This window comes from Acinetobacter sp. XS-4 (genome assembly GCF_023920705.1).
In the GTDB taxonomy this organism is placed as follows: Bacteria; Pseudomonadota; Gammaproteobacteria; order Pseudomonadales; family Moraxellaceae; genus Acinetobacter.
Genome location: NZ_CP094657.1, coordinates 899,447 through 913,934, shown reverse-complemented (window position 1 = coordinate 913,934; position 14,488 = coordinate 899,447). Strand labels below are relative to the sequence as shown.

Below are 14,488 nucleotides of genomic sequence, written 5' to 3'. Positions count from 1 at the left end.
AAATTAATTAGTTAAACTCAGTTTCAATTATTTATGAACCCAAGGCACAGCTGGTGAGCCAATCCACGCAGATTTAGCAGGAATATTTTCACCTTTCATAACCAATGTTAATGGCCCTAACACTGCATGGTGGCTAACATTAGCGTTATATAAAATAATACTACGTGAATTTACGACTACATCATTTCCAATATTCACTTGTCCAATTTTCATAATACGATCTTCAAACAAGTGGGTTTGTGGACCTGAGAAGCTATTAAACTCTGCACGGTCACCAATGCTTACACAGTCAAACTCAGTGATATCAGCCGTATCCATATAAACATCTTTACCAATTTGAACACCCAAAATACGCAAGAAGAATGGCAACATTGGCGTTCCTCTTAAGTAATTTAAGAAGTTTGGAATGGCAACCGATTCATATAAGCTGGTAATCCCTTCACTTAACCACACAAACATGGTCCACATTGGCGCTGAACGCGGTTGATAACGTCCAATTAAAGTCCACTTCATCAATGCAACAATAATGAAACAGCCTACACCATAGAGTAAACCAGCAAGCGTTAAAGCCAATAAACCAGTTGGGATATTGTATTTATTAATAACATCGATAACTTCAAGCACAATCATATAACCTACGCCAATTGCGAGTGCGGCTGGTAATACAACACGAAGGCCTTCAATAAAACCACGCATGAAACGGCGCTTGAAGCTTGGTTTAAATGTTAAGTGGTCAGGATATTTTTCGGCAGCTTCACGTGCAGGCAATAATAATGGCGGCGAACCAAACCAAGTTTGACCATCATACATTTCAAGGTTATCTGGTGTTTTTGACTGTACGCCAATTAAAACGTTATCTGGTAAAACAGTTCCATCAGCAATATAAGCACTGTTTCCGACAAAGCTACGGTTACCAATTTTGGTCGATTTTAAAGTCATCCAACCGCCTTTGATCTCTTCATCACCCAACATTACAGCATCGGCAATAAAGCTTTCTTCGCCCAAAGTCAGCATTTCAGGAATAACACCATTTGCGGTAGAAATTTCGGTATTTTTACCTACTTTCGCCCCTAACATTCGGAACCATGTAGGCGCATAAATCGTAGCAAACAGGCCATGCAATGTTTGTAAGCTTGTTTCTAAAATTTGAGATGCAAACCATTTACGATAATAGGTGCTGCCATGAACAGCGTAGGTTCCTGTCTCAAGACGAGGCAATACAATTTTGCGTATTGCTGAAGAAATAACAGCAGTAATCATCATCATCATTGCACTAGCTGGAATCGCTAAAGCAAAATAATAAAGTGCGATTTGCAGGTGGTTATTCGGATTAATATTAAATACGTTTACATCTAACCAATCGACCAAAAGGAAACTTGGGAAAATTGGAATAAAGAACAGACAAGCAATGATTAACGCACTAACCCCATAATATCCATATTCAGCAATTTTACGAATGAACGATAATTTAGGACGTTCTGGCATTTTAGCGTGCTCATCTACATGCCCTATTTTTTTAGCTGGCGTACCATCCCAAATTTCTCCGGCCGGTACAACTGTGTCATATTCAATTGAAGTTAAGGCATTTACATGAGCTTGTTTTTCTAACACTGTATTTTCTTCTAATACAGCATACGAACCTACATAACTATCTTCTTTAAGGTAGATTGAACCCAACACCAAATGTCCATGTTCGACTTTGGCATTTTCTAAATTCACTTGAGAGCCAATACTCACACCATCTTCAACAGTTAATAAAGATGGCATGCGAATATGAACTGAACTAATGGTGACATCATGTCCAATTTTTGCGCCCAGTGCTTTTAAATAGAGGTTAAGTAAAGTTGAACCTGACAATAAATAAACTGGTGAAATATTGCTAATACGGTCTGCTAACCACCAACGGAAATAAGTCATTCCCCAAAGTGGATAACGTCCTGCGCCAACGCCCAACATTAATAATCGTTTGACGGCAATTGAAACGACAAAACTGGTAATAATAACGCTGATATAAACCAATAGAGACAACGCGATTGCATATGGAATGCTATCTCGGGTTCCACCTGTAAAATAGTGATAGGTAAAAAATGGTGCCAACCACTGCAAAATATTAATCGAAATTAAAACAGGAATAGTCGCAAGCTGTGCAATACCACATAACCATTTATAAGTTTGATTACGCGGGTTGTCTTGCCCAATCTGGCTATCAAATAATGTTGGCTCTGGCTGTTCCAACATTAAAGCCGCAATTGCCCCCACTCTTCTCGCTTGATATAAGCTTTGAATTGTAAGATGGCTATATTCTTGATGCTCACGCAGGTTTGAAATTAAAACTGCTGCTAAAAGCGAATGCCCACCTAAATCATCAAAAAAATCTGAATCTAATTTAATAGGCATGTTAGGAAACAGACGGTTCAAAATTTCAAATAAAATTTCTTCGGCTGGATTTTGTGGCTGATCAGATTCACTGCGGTCAATCACACTGGTGAGCGGTCTTGCTTTTAACGCTTTACGGTCAATTTTTCCAGATAATAAACGCGGCACTTCTTCAATAATCTCAAAACGATTCGGCACCATATAAGGCGGTAAACGTTGAGCTAGAGTATGACGAAGTTGTTTAATTTCTATCGGTTGTTTGGCATCAAGCTCAGCTGCAATAAAAGCAATCAGCTGATCAATTCCGTCTTCTGGACGCAAAATTACCGCTGCGGTACCAATACCATCAATATCACAAAGCGCAGCTTCAATTTCCCCGAGTTCAACACGGAAACCACGAATTTTCACCTGATCATCAGCACGGCCTAAGCAGTGTACTTGACCCAGTTCATCAATTTTTGCCAAATCCCCAGTACGGTAAAGCAACTCTTCATCCGCACTCATTGCCCACGGGTTTTCAATAAACTTATCAGCCGTTAAATCAGGTCTGCCTAAATAGCCGGGTGCCACACTTGGACCAAAAATACAGAGTTCACCTGTTTCACCTTGAGCTAATAATTCTCGTTCTGCGTTAATGACCAACATACCGTAGTTTGGTAATGGTTTCCCAATCGTGACAGGTTTACCACGTTCTAATGACTCAAGGCTTGCAGTAACCGTCGTTTCAGTTGGACCATAGGTATTAAACATTTGATGATGAGGTAATGCCCAACGATCAACAAGTGAGTCTGGACACATTTCCCCACCTAAGTTGATAATTCTTAAGTTAGGTACATCTTCAGGGAATAAAGCCAGTAATGTTGGAACTGCGTGTAAAACAGTAATTTGTTCCTGCTTTAGCGTTTGGCATAAACGTTCAGGGTCACTGACAAGCGACTTAGGTGCAATCCACAAAGTTGCACCAACCAAATAAGAAAGCCAAATTTCTTCAAACGACATATCAAAAGCGACAGAAAAGCCTTGATAGACCTTATCTTGCTCTTGAATATCCAAAATATTATTTTCACTACGCAAAAAGTGACAAATATTTTTCTGGGTAATCACAATACCCTTCGGCTTTCCAGTTGAGCCTGAAGTATAGATAATATAAGCAGGTTGATCTGGTGTGGTTTTCGGTAAGCTTACCTCTTGAGTAACTGGTCGTTGTAACTCAGTATTTGTCCATTTGGTTTGCGGCACTTCCGCTAAATGTTCATACCATTCATCTGTAGTAATCATACCTACAGCTTCAGCATCTTCAAGACAAACCGCAATACGGTCAGCAGGTGTATCCATATCAAAAGGAAGCCACGCCGCCCCGCTCAAACAAATCGCCAGTTGGGCTTTTAGAAGTTCAATACCCCTCGGCAGCCATAACCCAACAATATTCCCTGCTTTCACCCCATTTAAAGTCAGTTGTTGCGCCATTACTAAAGCTTGCTGATATAACTCTCCATAACTCAGCGTTTTATTTGCTTCAATTAAAGCTGTTTTATCTGAGAGATTTTGAGCAGTTTGAATAAAAATATCGGCGAGTACTTCATCTTGCAAAAATTCGGGGTGAAATTTACCACGAATAATATTTTTCGAGCTTGTTACGAATTGGTTCATTTTTTATAACTCACTTTAATTTTTTGATTTAGCTGAAATAAAGTCATGTTTGAGTTTTTCTGACCTATTAAAGAAATCAATTGCTATGTAATAAATTAAAGAGTTGAACTTAAATGAAGATTAAAGTTTTTATTTTAAGAGTGGAGAGTGAGTTATTAAATTGGAAGAACAATCAATTTTTATTACTTATAAATCAAACTAGGACAACAATAAGGAAAAATATAAGCACATATTTTTATAAAATTTAAATACCGTTATTCAAAATTAATATAAGCAGAGAAAATAAAAAAACAGGCATAAAAAAAAAGCCCTCGTCATTAACAAGGGCTTTTTAAGAATTTGGCGGAAGCGGTGAGATTCGAACTCACGGAGGACTCACACCCTCGTCGGTTTTCAAGACCGGTGCATTAAACCGCTCTGCCACGCTTCCAACGAGCGCTATAATATAAATAAAAACTCAAGTTGGCAAACCTTTTATTTAACTTTTAATTCAAACGCTCAAAATAAATACAAATTAATTTAGTTTTCTGGGTTTTCATTCTTTTCATAGCGAATTGTATTGATATACCAAAGCTTTTTCCCAGATGGCGTATGTACTTCAATCTCATCATCAACTTCTTTGCCGAGCAGTGCACGAGCCATGGGTGATTCAATTGAGATATGCTGCGGGTGATGATCATAAATTTCATCAATCCCTACAATACGTAAAGTTTTTTGCTCGCCTTCTTCGTTTTCAATCTCTACCCAAGCTCCGAAGTAAACCTTGCCATCTTGCTCAGGTGCGTAATCAATAATTTTTAATTCTTCTAAACGTTTTCCTAAATAACGTACTCGTCGATCAATTTTTCTAAGTAGCTGCTTATTGTATTGATAATCCGCATTTTCACTGCGGTCACCTAAGCTTGCAGCCCAATTCACTTTCTTTGTGATTTCTGGTCGTTCTTCATGCCAAAGTTGTTTTAATTCAGCAACTAATTTGTCATGCCCTGACCGAGTGATTAAGTTAGATTTCATGATTAAAAACCACTGTTCAACAACATATCGCTTACAAGATGTAGCATTTTATACCCTATTTTCTCATATCAGAAGTGTATAAATTTTCTTCCTTAAGAAATTCATGTGTTTATGATGATATATCGAATATTTAATTGTACGAAATTTGACAATACTTTTTTTCAATACTATGATGCGCGCAGATTAAATGTTGAGCAATTTTTAACCTTCTAGAAAACTATGTAGATTTTCTACACAGTTTGTTTTTTTCATTTCATGTCATTTTGAATGACGTCATGACTGCCCACCCCTTATTGAATTTATCAACTTTTAGAAGTTATGGCAGCTTATTGTCTGACTTTTTGGGCATAAATTACCTGTAGCGGAGACAACATGCACAGTAATTCAAGTTCAGGGTCGAGGCTTTGCCTTAACTCTTTATTTTCTTCTCTCCCGTTAAAAGCACTTGCACTCAGTACTATGCTTTTTCCATTTAGTATTAATGCAGGAAAAACCCTACAGTACAATACTGTAGTAAATACAAACACGCTAACTGTTGTTGCGGTAGAAAGCCCGACAACCGTTTTCAAAGAAGATCAGTTTTTACATGGTTTTGGTTACGACTTAGCCCGTAACTATGCACAAACCCTTAATGTAAAGTTGGACTTTAAAATCGTGGCAGACAATGCCACTGCACTTAGGTGGGTTCAGCAAGGTAAAGCAAACTTTGCGATGACAACCGCTGGTTTAAGTACCATCGAGAACAACGGTTTGATGTCTTTTTCTGCAAGTTGTGGTGACACAGTAGATTTGCAAAAAAATGGTTTAAATCCGGAGTTAAGCTGGGTGTTTAAACAAGCTGATGACCCCCTCACCCAGACCGCTAGTGGCTTTGTATGCCAAAGTAAGCAAAATGGTGTGACTCAGCAACTTGCTTCTTTTTACAATCGTAATGTGGTGAAACCAGAAGCTTGGTCAACCATTCAACGTGACTTAACGACGCGTTTACCGATTTATAAAGCGAGCTTTAAACAAAGCGCAGCTAAATATGATCTCGACTGGCATTTACTTGCCGCAATTGGTTATCAAGAATCATATTTAAAGCCCGAATCTGTTTCTCCCACAGGTGTTCGTGGCTTAATGATGCTGACCAATAGCACTGCTCGAGCAATGGGTGTCAGCAATCGTAGTGATCCAGCTCAAAGCATTCAAGGTGGCGCGAAGTATTACGACCAGATGTTAAGTGAATATGATGATATTCCTTTCCCTGATCGAAACTGGTATGCCCTGGTGGCCTATAATATGGGTCCAGGTGCGGTAAACCAGATTCAGAAGCGCTTGCAAGCACAAGGGAAAGATCCGAACCAATGGGTTAATCTCTACGATTATTTGCAAAGTAATAAAACGCGTAATGGTCGATATAAGCAAGCAGTTCAATATGTCACTCGTATTCGTGCTTATCTTGAACATATCAAAACGGCACAAACACGAATCAATATCTAATTTTTATTGTTTCGAAGTTGATAAACTCTTTGTTTGTATAAATAAAAAGCTTACCTCTCGGGGTAAGCTTTTTATATGAATTCTTTTAGATTTAAGCTGTATGCTCTAATACTTTCTTAAATAAATCTTTTTGTTCTTGGCTTGGCTTAGCTGTTTGTAAAGCCATTAATTGAGACATATCGCCTTGAACTTTAATTTTACCAGTCATGAATGCCTGCATAGCAGCAGCCATATCAAACTCTAAGAATACTTTACGTAAAGTTTCAGCATCCATATTTAAAGTTGTTTTGGCATTTGAAGACAAACCTTTTTGGATTTTACCCCCATCTAAAGCTAATTCGGTATTTCCAGAAGCATCTGTAACTACTAAATTAATTGCCAAATTCGCAAGAGCGGGTGGCAAATTAAGATCCCCTGCTTCAGCAGTTAATTTTTCGACAGTAGCAAACCAATCTTCAGTTAAAAATGCAGGCATGATTCTTCCTCAAATTTATTTGTTCAATTTCTCTAGTTGTCTATCCAGACAACATCATGTGAAGCAATTCTGCTTGAGCGTTGTTATAGCATGTAATTTAAATTTAGGGCTATGACTTTTTGTACGGAACATTCATTTTTTAGTATTTTGATACATTAAAGGCACTTGTTTATAAAGTGCCTTTAATATTCTCTAATGCCTAGCGTTTATTCAGCAGCAAAGCTTAAGTTCACGACATCTAAACGGTTTTTAAGCTCTTCTGGATCTTTAAAATCTAACTCGCGCTGAGAATCTAAAGCTTCGAAATCGAATAATTCACGGTCCGCTAACTGAGACGGCGATACGTTTTGTAACGCACCGAAAATGCTGTGTAAACGTTTCGGATATTGCTTATCCCAATCACGTAGCATTTCATTGAGCATGGCACGCTGTAAGTTTTCCTGCGAACCACACAGGTTACATGGAATGATTGGGAACTGACGTAATTCTGCATATTTGATGATGTCTTTTTCTTCAACATATGCCAATGGGCGAATCAGAATATTCTTCTTGTCTGAAGACAAAAGCTTTGGAGGCATCGCCTTTAAACTTCCGCCATGAAACAGATTTAAGAAGAACGTTGCAAGAATGTCATCGCGGTGATGCCCTAAAGCAACTTTAGTCGCCCCAATTTCTTGTGCAAAGCCATATAAAGAACCACGGCGTAAACGTGAACATACTGCACAGTAGGTTTTACCTTCCGGTGTTAAACGTTTAGTAATGGTATAGGTGTCTTTTTCTAAAATGTAATATGGAATGTTATTTTCTTCCATATAACGAGGTAAGACATCTTCAGGAAAGCCCGGTTGCTTTTGGTCAAGGTTAACCGCAACAACATCAAAATTGATTGGTGCAATACGTTTAAACTGCAACATGATATCGAGCAAGGTATAACTGTCTTTACCACCAGACACACACACCATGACCTTATCGCCTTCTTCAATCATCTTGAAGTCACGAATAGCATGTCCAACTTGACGGCGAAGCTTCTTGAGCAAACGGTAATAGGCCGAGCTTGTTGGAAGTTCAGGCTTAAAATTAAATCCCTGATTGGACTCAACTGGCGCGTACATAGACGAGATATACCCATAAATAAAAATACCGCGCAATTTTATATGATTCGGAAGAGAATCGCATCAAAAGAATAGTTTCAATTCTTGAAGCCGTCACATTGCTCATGCATGATGCAAAATTCATGCTCTATTTTGACTGAAGCGTTCAAAATTCGTGCAAAGTGCTTACTTTTTGGACTTTTCCACAGTTTTCCACAAAACCTGTGGATAAAATTGTGGATTTCTTCGTACTTGACAAACTGTTTAGACCTTCTGTTAAGGGTTTTATTTAAATTGATCATTTTTTAACCAATGTTTTTTACCCTTGAATATCAACATGTTATTCAAGTCAATAGAATCATTTTAAAAATAATTTTTAATTTTTTTTGATGAGCATTCGAACAAAACAGCTTGATTTTTTGAAAGAGTCGAAATAAAAAAAATTACACAAAAGTTCTTTCTGTAATATTTTTTGATAAACTCTTCGACAAGTTTTGAATATCTTAAAATTGTGAATAACATAAAATGAAAAAATCGGTTCAATTACTTTTTTCTTGTTTACTGGGGATGACCACTTTTTCAGTCGGCATAACGTCGAGTTCAGCAGGCCAAATGTATGTCTACCAAGATAAAAATGGTAGTACATTGCTGACTAACCGAAAAAGTTATGATCAATCACTAAAAAAAGTAAAAGTGACTTACTACCCTGACAGTAATATCCATAGTTATACGAACTGGGGAGCATCAGAAGCTTCTGTTCTGCCAAGCTATAATAAGAATAAAAATGCTTTTGATCATATTATTAAACAAGCGGCTCTACAGCATGGTGTATCTGAAGGCTTGATTAAGGCTGTCATGCATACCGAGTCAGGGTTTAATGTCAATGCCCGCTCTCCAGTCGGAGCGCAAGGTCTTATGCAACTTATGCCTGCGACTGCACGTCGATTTAACGTCACCAATGCCTTTGATGCTCAGCAAAATATTTTTGCAGGTGCAAAATATTTAAGCTGGTTACTCAAGCGCTTTCGTGGCAATACACAAATGGCACTTGCTGCTTATAATGCTGGTGAAGGAAACGTTGATAAATACGGCGGTATCCCACCTTTTCGTGAAACACAAGATTACGTGCGCCGTGTAACGAGCCGATATCAAAACTTATATTCATCTGGTTCAGGTTTTTCATCTTTTTCCAATAGTTCTAATACTTCAGCACAAGTCACTTCTCAATCTTCTAATTTAGTGGAAAACACAACAGCTCAAATAGCAACACCAGCCCCTAAATATTCTACTTCTCGTCAAATTGTGACTTTATCAAATGGCACATTTACTGATGCGCCTACAGGTACTTATGTCACAAACAATGCCACTGCAATTGCACATATTCGAATAGAATAAGAATGTTTACTAACGGTTTATTCCGTCAATTTTTTGTCCTTTAAATTGTAATGATCTATTACCTGATCCTTACCATTTAGGCGAATTTAGCCAATTATTCTTTAAATTTAGGTACATTCTGCTAAATGAAAGAATGTATCAATTCCTTATTTTTTTCTTGAATTTTTCCCCTAAGCCCCGCATATTAGCTGCATGATTTAGAATTTGTAAATCAGATAACATTTTATTTATAAGAGGATTTTCTCAATGATGCGGATTGGTTTGTTTTTGCTTACCAACCTCGCGGTACTGGTTGTAGCTGGCATTATTTTGTCACTCTTCGGTGTCGGTAGTTACCATGGCGCGGGTGGCTTGAATCTAGGCAACCTTTTAGTGATCTGTTTTGTGTTTGGTATGGTGGGATCTTTAATCTCGTTATTCATGTCAAAATGGATGGCTAAGAAAACGACCGGTACAGAACTGATCGACCCGAATGCTCCCCGTAACCAAGCTGAAAGCTGGTTATTGCAAACAGTCGCTGAACTTTCTCAACGTTCTGGTATTAACATGCCAGAGGTTGGTATTTTTCCATCATATCAATCCAATGCCTTTGCAACAGGCTGGAATAAGAATGATGCCTTAGTTGCCGTTTCATCTGGTCTACTTGAGCGTATGAATAAAGATGAGCTACGTGCTGTGCTTGCGCATGAGATTGGTCACGTTGCGAACGGTGATATGGTTACCCTAGCACTCATCCAAGGTGTCGTGAACGCCTTTGTTATGTTCTTTGCTCGTGTAGTCGGTGATTTTATCGACCGTAATGTTTTTGGTCGTCAAGATGATCAAGCCCCTGGTATGGGTTACTTCCTCATTACCATGGTATTAGATATCGTCTTTGGTATTCTCGCTTCTGCGATTGTGATGTGGTTCTCTCGTTATCGTGAATACCGTGCTGATGAAGCAGGTGCACGTTTAGCAGGTAAACAAGCAATGATTTCTGCATTATTACGTCTACAAGCTGAGACAGAAATGCCAGATCAAATGCCAAAAGAAATGAAAGCTTTCGCGATTGCGGAAGGTAAAGAGCAAGGCTTTAGCTTAGCTGCTTTGTTCCAAACCCACCCAACAATTGAACAACGTGTGGCAGCTTTACATCAATTAGATTGCCCATAAAACGTTTAACGTGAAGAAATAAAGCCTCCAACTGGAGGCTTTATTTTTATTACATGGTTTGATAGAGACCCCAAAGATAACTTGCCCCCCACCAAACAGCGAAGCCAATTAAAAGTAGTACAAACGCGCCTAATAAATCGGGTATATGCAACCATAACCAACTCACCACAGGATTACGCCAGAAGGCTGAGTGCTGCTGCTTCTTTTCGAGCTTTTCATGCAAATATGGATGAACAACATGAATATCACTTTGAATCGCATATTCTTCACGTATGTGCGTATGAACCACATCTAATGCTTTTCTACTAGGACGTATAAAAATATCGAAAAGAGTCCCTGCCACTGGAACAAAACCTACTACAGCATCTACAACTGCCAGTTTGATAACTGGAGTTAACTTATGTTGAGGCACACCAATCTGTTTAGCCTTATAAATCGCATAACACGTCAGTACAAAACCAGCTACATCACCAGCAATTGGAATCGTGCTCAGTGCAGCATCGGCTCCAATGCCCTGCTTTGTAAAAGGAATACGCACTGCGCTGTCCATCATGGTGGCAAACTTGGCAAGGTCTCGTTCTAGTGCGATGACCTGCTGCTCTGTTAATTTTTTTTCTTGAGGCATCTAAATCAAATATATGAAGAGAAGTTAAACTTAATATACTTGATTTAATGCCTTTTTTTAAATTGTTTACTTTTAACTAGATGCTTTCGATCTAAATAGTGAACGCAATAACACATACATAACTGGAATAAAGAATAAAACCAGCACCGTACCAAACATCACTCCACCTAAAATACTAATACCGATTTCTTGACGGCTCACAGCCCCAGCACCTTGAGCAAATACAAGAGGAATCACACCTGCACCAAATGCTAAAGATGTCATTAAAATCGGTCTTAGACGCAAGCTAGCGCCCTCTAAAGCCGCCTGAATGGCATTCTTACCCTTTTCTTGAGCCAAGGCTGCAAACTCAACAATTAAAATTGCGTTTTTACATGACAAACCAATCGTGGTTAACAGTGCAATTTGGAAATACACATCATTTGGTAGTCCAAAAATATAAGAGAAAATAACACTTCCTCCAACACCTAGCGGAATAGAGGTCATCACAGCGGCTGGAATGCTCAAGCTTTCATATAAAGCTGCTAAACATAAGAAAATAAAGCCTGCCGAAATTAAATATAACCAGACAGCCTGATTTGTCGACTTCTGTTCTTCAAAAGATAAACCTGTCCAAGCTAAACCGACATCTTTTTGCTGATTTACAAGTTGTTCAACATCTTTCATTGCCTGACCTGAACTGCTGCCACTCGCAACATCTGCCTGTAACTGCAAGGCACTATAACCCATATAGCGTTTTACGATTTCAGGAGCACCGCCCCAGCTAAAGTTAGCAAATGAACTAAAAGGTACCATTTCATTTTGGTTATTACGCACAGACCAGTTATATAGATCTTCAGGTTTAGATCTGAACTCAGCATCACCTTGTATCATGACGCGCTTAATACGGCCACGGTCAATAAAGTCATTTACATATGTTCCACCCCACGCACTAGACAGTGTATTGTTAATTGCAGGGAGTTCTAAACCATTTGCTAATGCTTGTTTCTGATCAATTTTGATATTGAGATTTGCTTTACTATTGGTTGATTGCTTATCAAAGTTTTCAAAACTTGAGTAGTTTTTACTTTGAGTTTGCAACTGAAGGAAAGTGCTATCTAGAAAATCTTGTCCTTGCCCATTTAAATCTTGAATCCATAAATCCATACCATCGGTTTGACCTAAACCATTTACCGAAGGTGGCAAAGTCACATTAATTTGGGCATTATTTAATTGACTAAAATATTTCATTGCACGCTTTTGTATAGCATCCGCTGAGTTTTCTTTTCCAGTACGGACATCCCACGGTTTTAAAGCAATAAACCCTTGCGCCAAGTTCTGCCCTGTACCCGAATTGTTTCGACCATAGCGGATTAAAACTAAATCAACATTTTTATCTTCTTGATTTAAGAAATATTGACGAACTTGTTCACCAATTTTCTGACTTTGAGAAATTGGGGCACTATCAACAAGCTTAATTTGAACGCTTAAAATGCCTTGATCTTCTTTAGGAATAAATCCACTTTTTAAACCACTATAAAACAGTGCAAAAACAGCAATCAAAGCCACAAAAATCACAACAACTGACTTGCTGTAACGAATGCTTGTTTGAACGATCTTGATATATTGATTTTTAAGTTGATCAATCTTTTGGTTAAACCAAACCGCCCAACGCATAGGCTGAGGATTAGGCTTTAAAATTAAGGCACACAATGCAGGTGTTAGAACTAATGCAACAATGAGCGATAACGCCATAGCGGCAACTAAGGTAATGGAAAACTGGCGGTAAATCACACCAATTGAGCCACCTAAAAAAGACATTGGAATAAAAACAGCAGTTAATACCAAGGTAATCCCAATTAAAGCACCACTAATTTCGCCCATTGACTCAATAGCTGCTTCTTTGGGTGTTAAGTGCTGTTCATGCATGAGCCGTTCAACGTTTTCCACGACTACAATTGCATCATCCACTAACAAGCCAATGGCGAGTACCAGTGCAAATAAGGTTAAGGTGTTAATGCTAAAACCAAGCACGTATAAAACAGCAAAAGTTCCTAAAATAACAACCGGAACGGTAATACTCGGAATGAGTGTCGCGCGCCAGCTTTGCAAGAACAGAAACATTACCAGAATAACTAAAATAATCGCTTCAATAAGCGTCTTTACGACTTCCTTAATCGACTCTTGAACAAACGGCGTGTTATCACGTGGATAAACAATTTTATAACCCGCAGGTAGTTTAGTTGTAAGCTGATCTAGAGTTTGATGGATGAGTTTAGAGGTCTGAATGGCATTTGCACCCGAAGATAGTGAAATACCTAAACCTGCGGCAGGATAACCATTAATGGTGTTAAAAGACTGATAGTTTTCTGCACCCAACTCAACTCTAGCAATATCTTTTAAATAAACATAACTCGCTGTTTGATTTGATTTCACTACAATATTTTTAAAATCTTCGACTGTTTTTAGTCGAGAACCAGCTGTAACTTTAGTATTTAAATATTGCCCATCAATAACAGGTAAATCGCCAATTGCACCCGCAGCCACTTGGGTATTTTGAGCGGTGATTGCACTGGCAACATCACTTGGCATTAAATTATATTGTTTTAATTTATCAGGGTTTAACCAGATTCGCATTGCATATTGCGAACCAAAAACATCGGACTCACCCACCCCTTCAATACGATTCAGGTTATCTACCACATGTGTCGTTAAATAGTCTGATAGCTCAATATTCCCCGCTTTACCAGTCGAGTCATATAAACCTACCACCATAAAAGTATCGCCCAGAGACTTACTTACCGTCACCCCTTGGCGTTGTACTTCATCTGGTAAACGTCTTATGACGCCACTAATGCTATTTTGTACTTGCACCTGTGCCGTATCTGGATTTGTTCCATTATCAAAACTAATCGTAATCCGACTACGTCCCGACGAATCACTGGTCGAGCTAAAATAAAGTAAGTGATCGATACCTTGTATTTGCTGTTCTAAAATCTGAGTAACACTTTGCTCAACCGTTTGTGCATCTGCCCCACTATAACTTGCCGATACTGTAATTTTTGGTGGTGCAATATCGGGGTAGCGTTCTACGGGCAAATTGAGCACCGAGAAGATACCAAATGCCATAACAATAATTGCTAGTACACTGGCAAAAATAGGGCGCTGAATAAAAAATTTAGATAGCATGGCTGCTCAGAATTAAGTCGTCAATTAACAGATGGCAATGCCAAATTTGGCCTCTTGATC

Annotated in this window: 9 protein-coding genes and 1 tRNA gene; 3 read left to right on the top strand and 7 right to left on the bottom strand. The window is 38.5% G+C overall.

Features of this window, described 5'->3' with window-relative positions; genetic code table 11:
• Positions 1-27: 27 nt before the first annotated feature.
• From posA to greB, 3 genes are all read right to left on the bottom strand, one after another.
• A complete protein-coding gene (gene posA, locus MMY79_RS04260) occupies positions 28-4,026 on the bottom strand; it encodes a delta-poly-L-ornithine synthetase PosA (protein ID WP_252612235.1) in 3,999 nt (1,332 codons plus the stop codon).
• A gap of 340 nt (positions 4,027-4,366) precedes the next feature.
• Positions 4,367-4,456, bottom strand: a tRNA-Ser gene (locus tag MMY79_RS04255).
• An 89-nt stretch (positions 4,457-4,545) separates the two neighbouring features.
• A complete protein-coding gene (gene greB, locus MMY79_RS04250) occupies positions 4,546-5,040 on the bottom strand; it encodes a transcription elongation factor GreB (protein ID WP_004790517.1) in 495 nt (164 codons plus the stop codon).
• Between the two features lie 372 nt (positions 5,041-5,412).
• On the opposite strand from greB, the gene MMY79_RS04245 reads away from it, so the two are divergent.
• Positions 5,413-6,522: a transglycosylase SLT domain-containing protein gene (locus MMY79_RS04245; RefSeq protein WP_252612233.1), complete on the top strand. Its 1,110-nt coding sequence runs from the start codon at positions 5,413-5,415 to the stop codon at positions 6,520-6,522.
• A gap of 91 nt (positions 6,523-6,613) precedes the next feature.
• Here the strand turns inward: MMY79_RS04245 and MMY79_RS04240 are convergent, their stop codons facing one another.
• Together MMY79_RS04240 and ttcA are read right to left on the bottom strand one after the other, a co-directional pair.
• On the bottom strand, positions 6,614-6,997 hold the full coding sequence (locus MMY79_RS04240) for an SCP2 sterol-binding domain-containing protein (RefSeq protein ID WP_002118641.1): 384 nt from the start codon (positions 6,995-6,997) through the stop codon (positions 6,614-6,616).
• A gap of 206 nt (positions 6,998-7,203) precedes the next feature.
• Positions 7,204-8,109: a tRNA 2-thiocytidine(32) synthetase TtcA gene (gene ttcA / locus MMY79_RS04235; RefSeq protein ID WP_252612231.1), complete on the bottom strand. Its 906-nt coding sequence runs from the start codon at positions 8,107-8,109 to the stop codon at positions 7,204-7,206.
• Positions 8,110-8,613: 504 nt separating this feature from the next.
• Here ttcA and MMY79_RS04230 point away from each other — a divergent pair.
• On the top strand, positions 8,614-9,483 hold the full coding sequence (locus MMY79_RS04230; RefSeq protein ID WP_252612229.1) for a lytic transglycosylase domain-containing protein: 870 nt from the start codon (positions 8,614-8,616) through the stop codon (positions 9,481-9,483).
• A gap of 246 nt (positions 9,484-9,729) precedes the next feature.
• Positions 9,730-10,635, top strand: a complete 906-nt coding sequence (gene htpX / locus MMY79_RS04225) for a protease HtpX (protein WP_250375253.1) — start codon at positions 9,730-9,732, stop codon at positions 10,633-10,635.
• Positions 10,636-10,684: 49 nt separating this feature from the next.
• Here the strand turns inward: htpX and MMY79_RS04220 are convergent, their stop codons facing one another.
• A complete protein-coding gene (locus tag MMY79_RS04220; protein WP_252612227.1) occupies positions 10,685-11,260 on the bottom strand; it encodes a DUF4112 domain-containing protein in 576 nt (191 codons plus the stop codon).
• Between the two features lie 72 nt (positions 11,261-11,332).
• Positions 11,333-14,428 carry a multidrug efflux RND transporter permease subunit gene (locus MMY79_RS04215; protein WP_252612225.1) on the bottom strand — a complete coding sequence of 1,032 codons (3,096 nt, stop codon included), beginning with the start codon at positions 14,426-14,428 and terminating at the stop codon, positions 11,333-11,335.
• Positions 14,429-14,488 lie beyond the last annotated feature (60 nt).

What these genes read in the sequence shown, in the direction of transcription:
- posA (WP_252612235.1), bottom strand. Translation starts at nt 4,026, where the DNA reads ATGAACCAATTCGTAACAAGCTCGAAAAATATTATTCGTGGTAAATTT.
- greB (WP_004790517.1), bottom strand. Translation starts at nt 5,040, where the DNA reads ATGAAATCTAACTTAATCACTCGGTCAGGGCATGACAAATTAGTTGCT.
- MMY79_RS04245 (WP_252612233.1), top strand. Translation starts at nt 5,413, where the DNA reads ATGCACAGTAATTCAAGTTCAGGGTCGAGGCTTTGCCTTAACTCTTTA.
- MMY79_RS04240 (WP_002118641.1), bottom strand. Translation starts at nt 6,997, where the DNA reads ATGCCTGCATTTTTAACTGAAGATTGGTTTGCTACTGTCGAAAAATTA.
- ttcA (WP_252612231.1), bottom strand. Translation starts at nt 8,109, where the DNA reads ATGTACGCGCCAGTTGAGTCCAATCAGGGATTTAATTTTAAGCCTGAA.
- MMY79_RS04230 (WP_252612229.1), top strand. Translation starts at nt 8,614, where the DNA reads ATGAAAAAATCGGTTCAATTACTTTTTTCTTGTTTACTGGGGATGACC.
- htpX (WP_250375253.1), top strand. Translation starts at nt 9,730, where the DNA reads ATGATGCGGATTGGTTTGTTTTTGCTTACCAACCTCGCGGTACTGGTT.
- MMY79_RS04220 (WP_252612227.1), bottom strand. Translation starts at nt 11,260, where the DNA reads ATGCCTCAAGAAAAAAAATTAACAGAGCAGCAGGTCATCGCACTAGAA.
- MMY79_RS04215 (WP_252612225.1), bottom strand. Translation starts at nt 14,428, where the DNA reads ATGCTATCTAAATTTTTTATTCAGCGCCCTATTTTTGCCAGTGTACTA.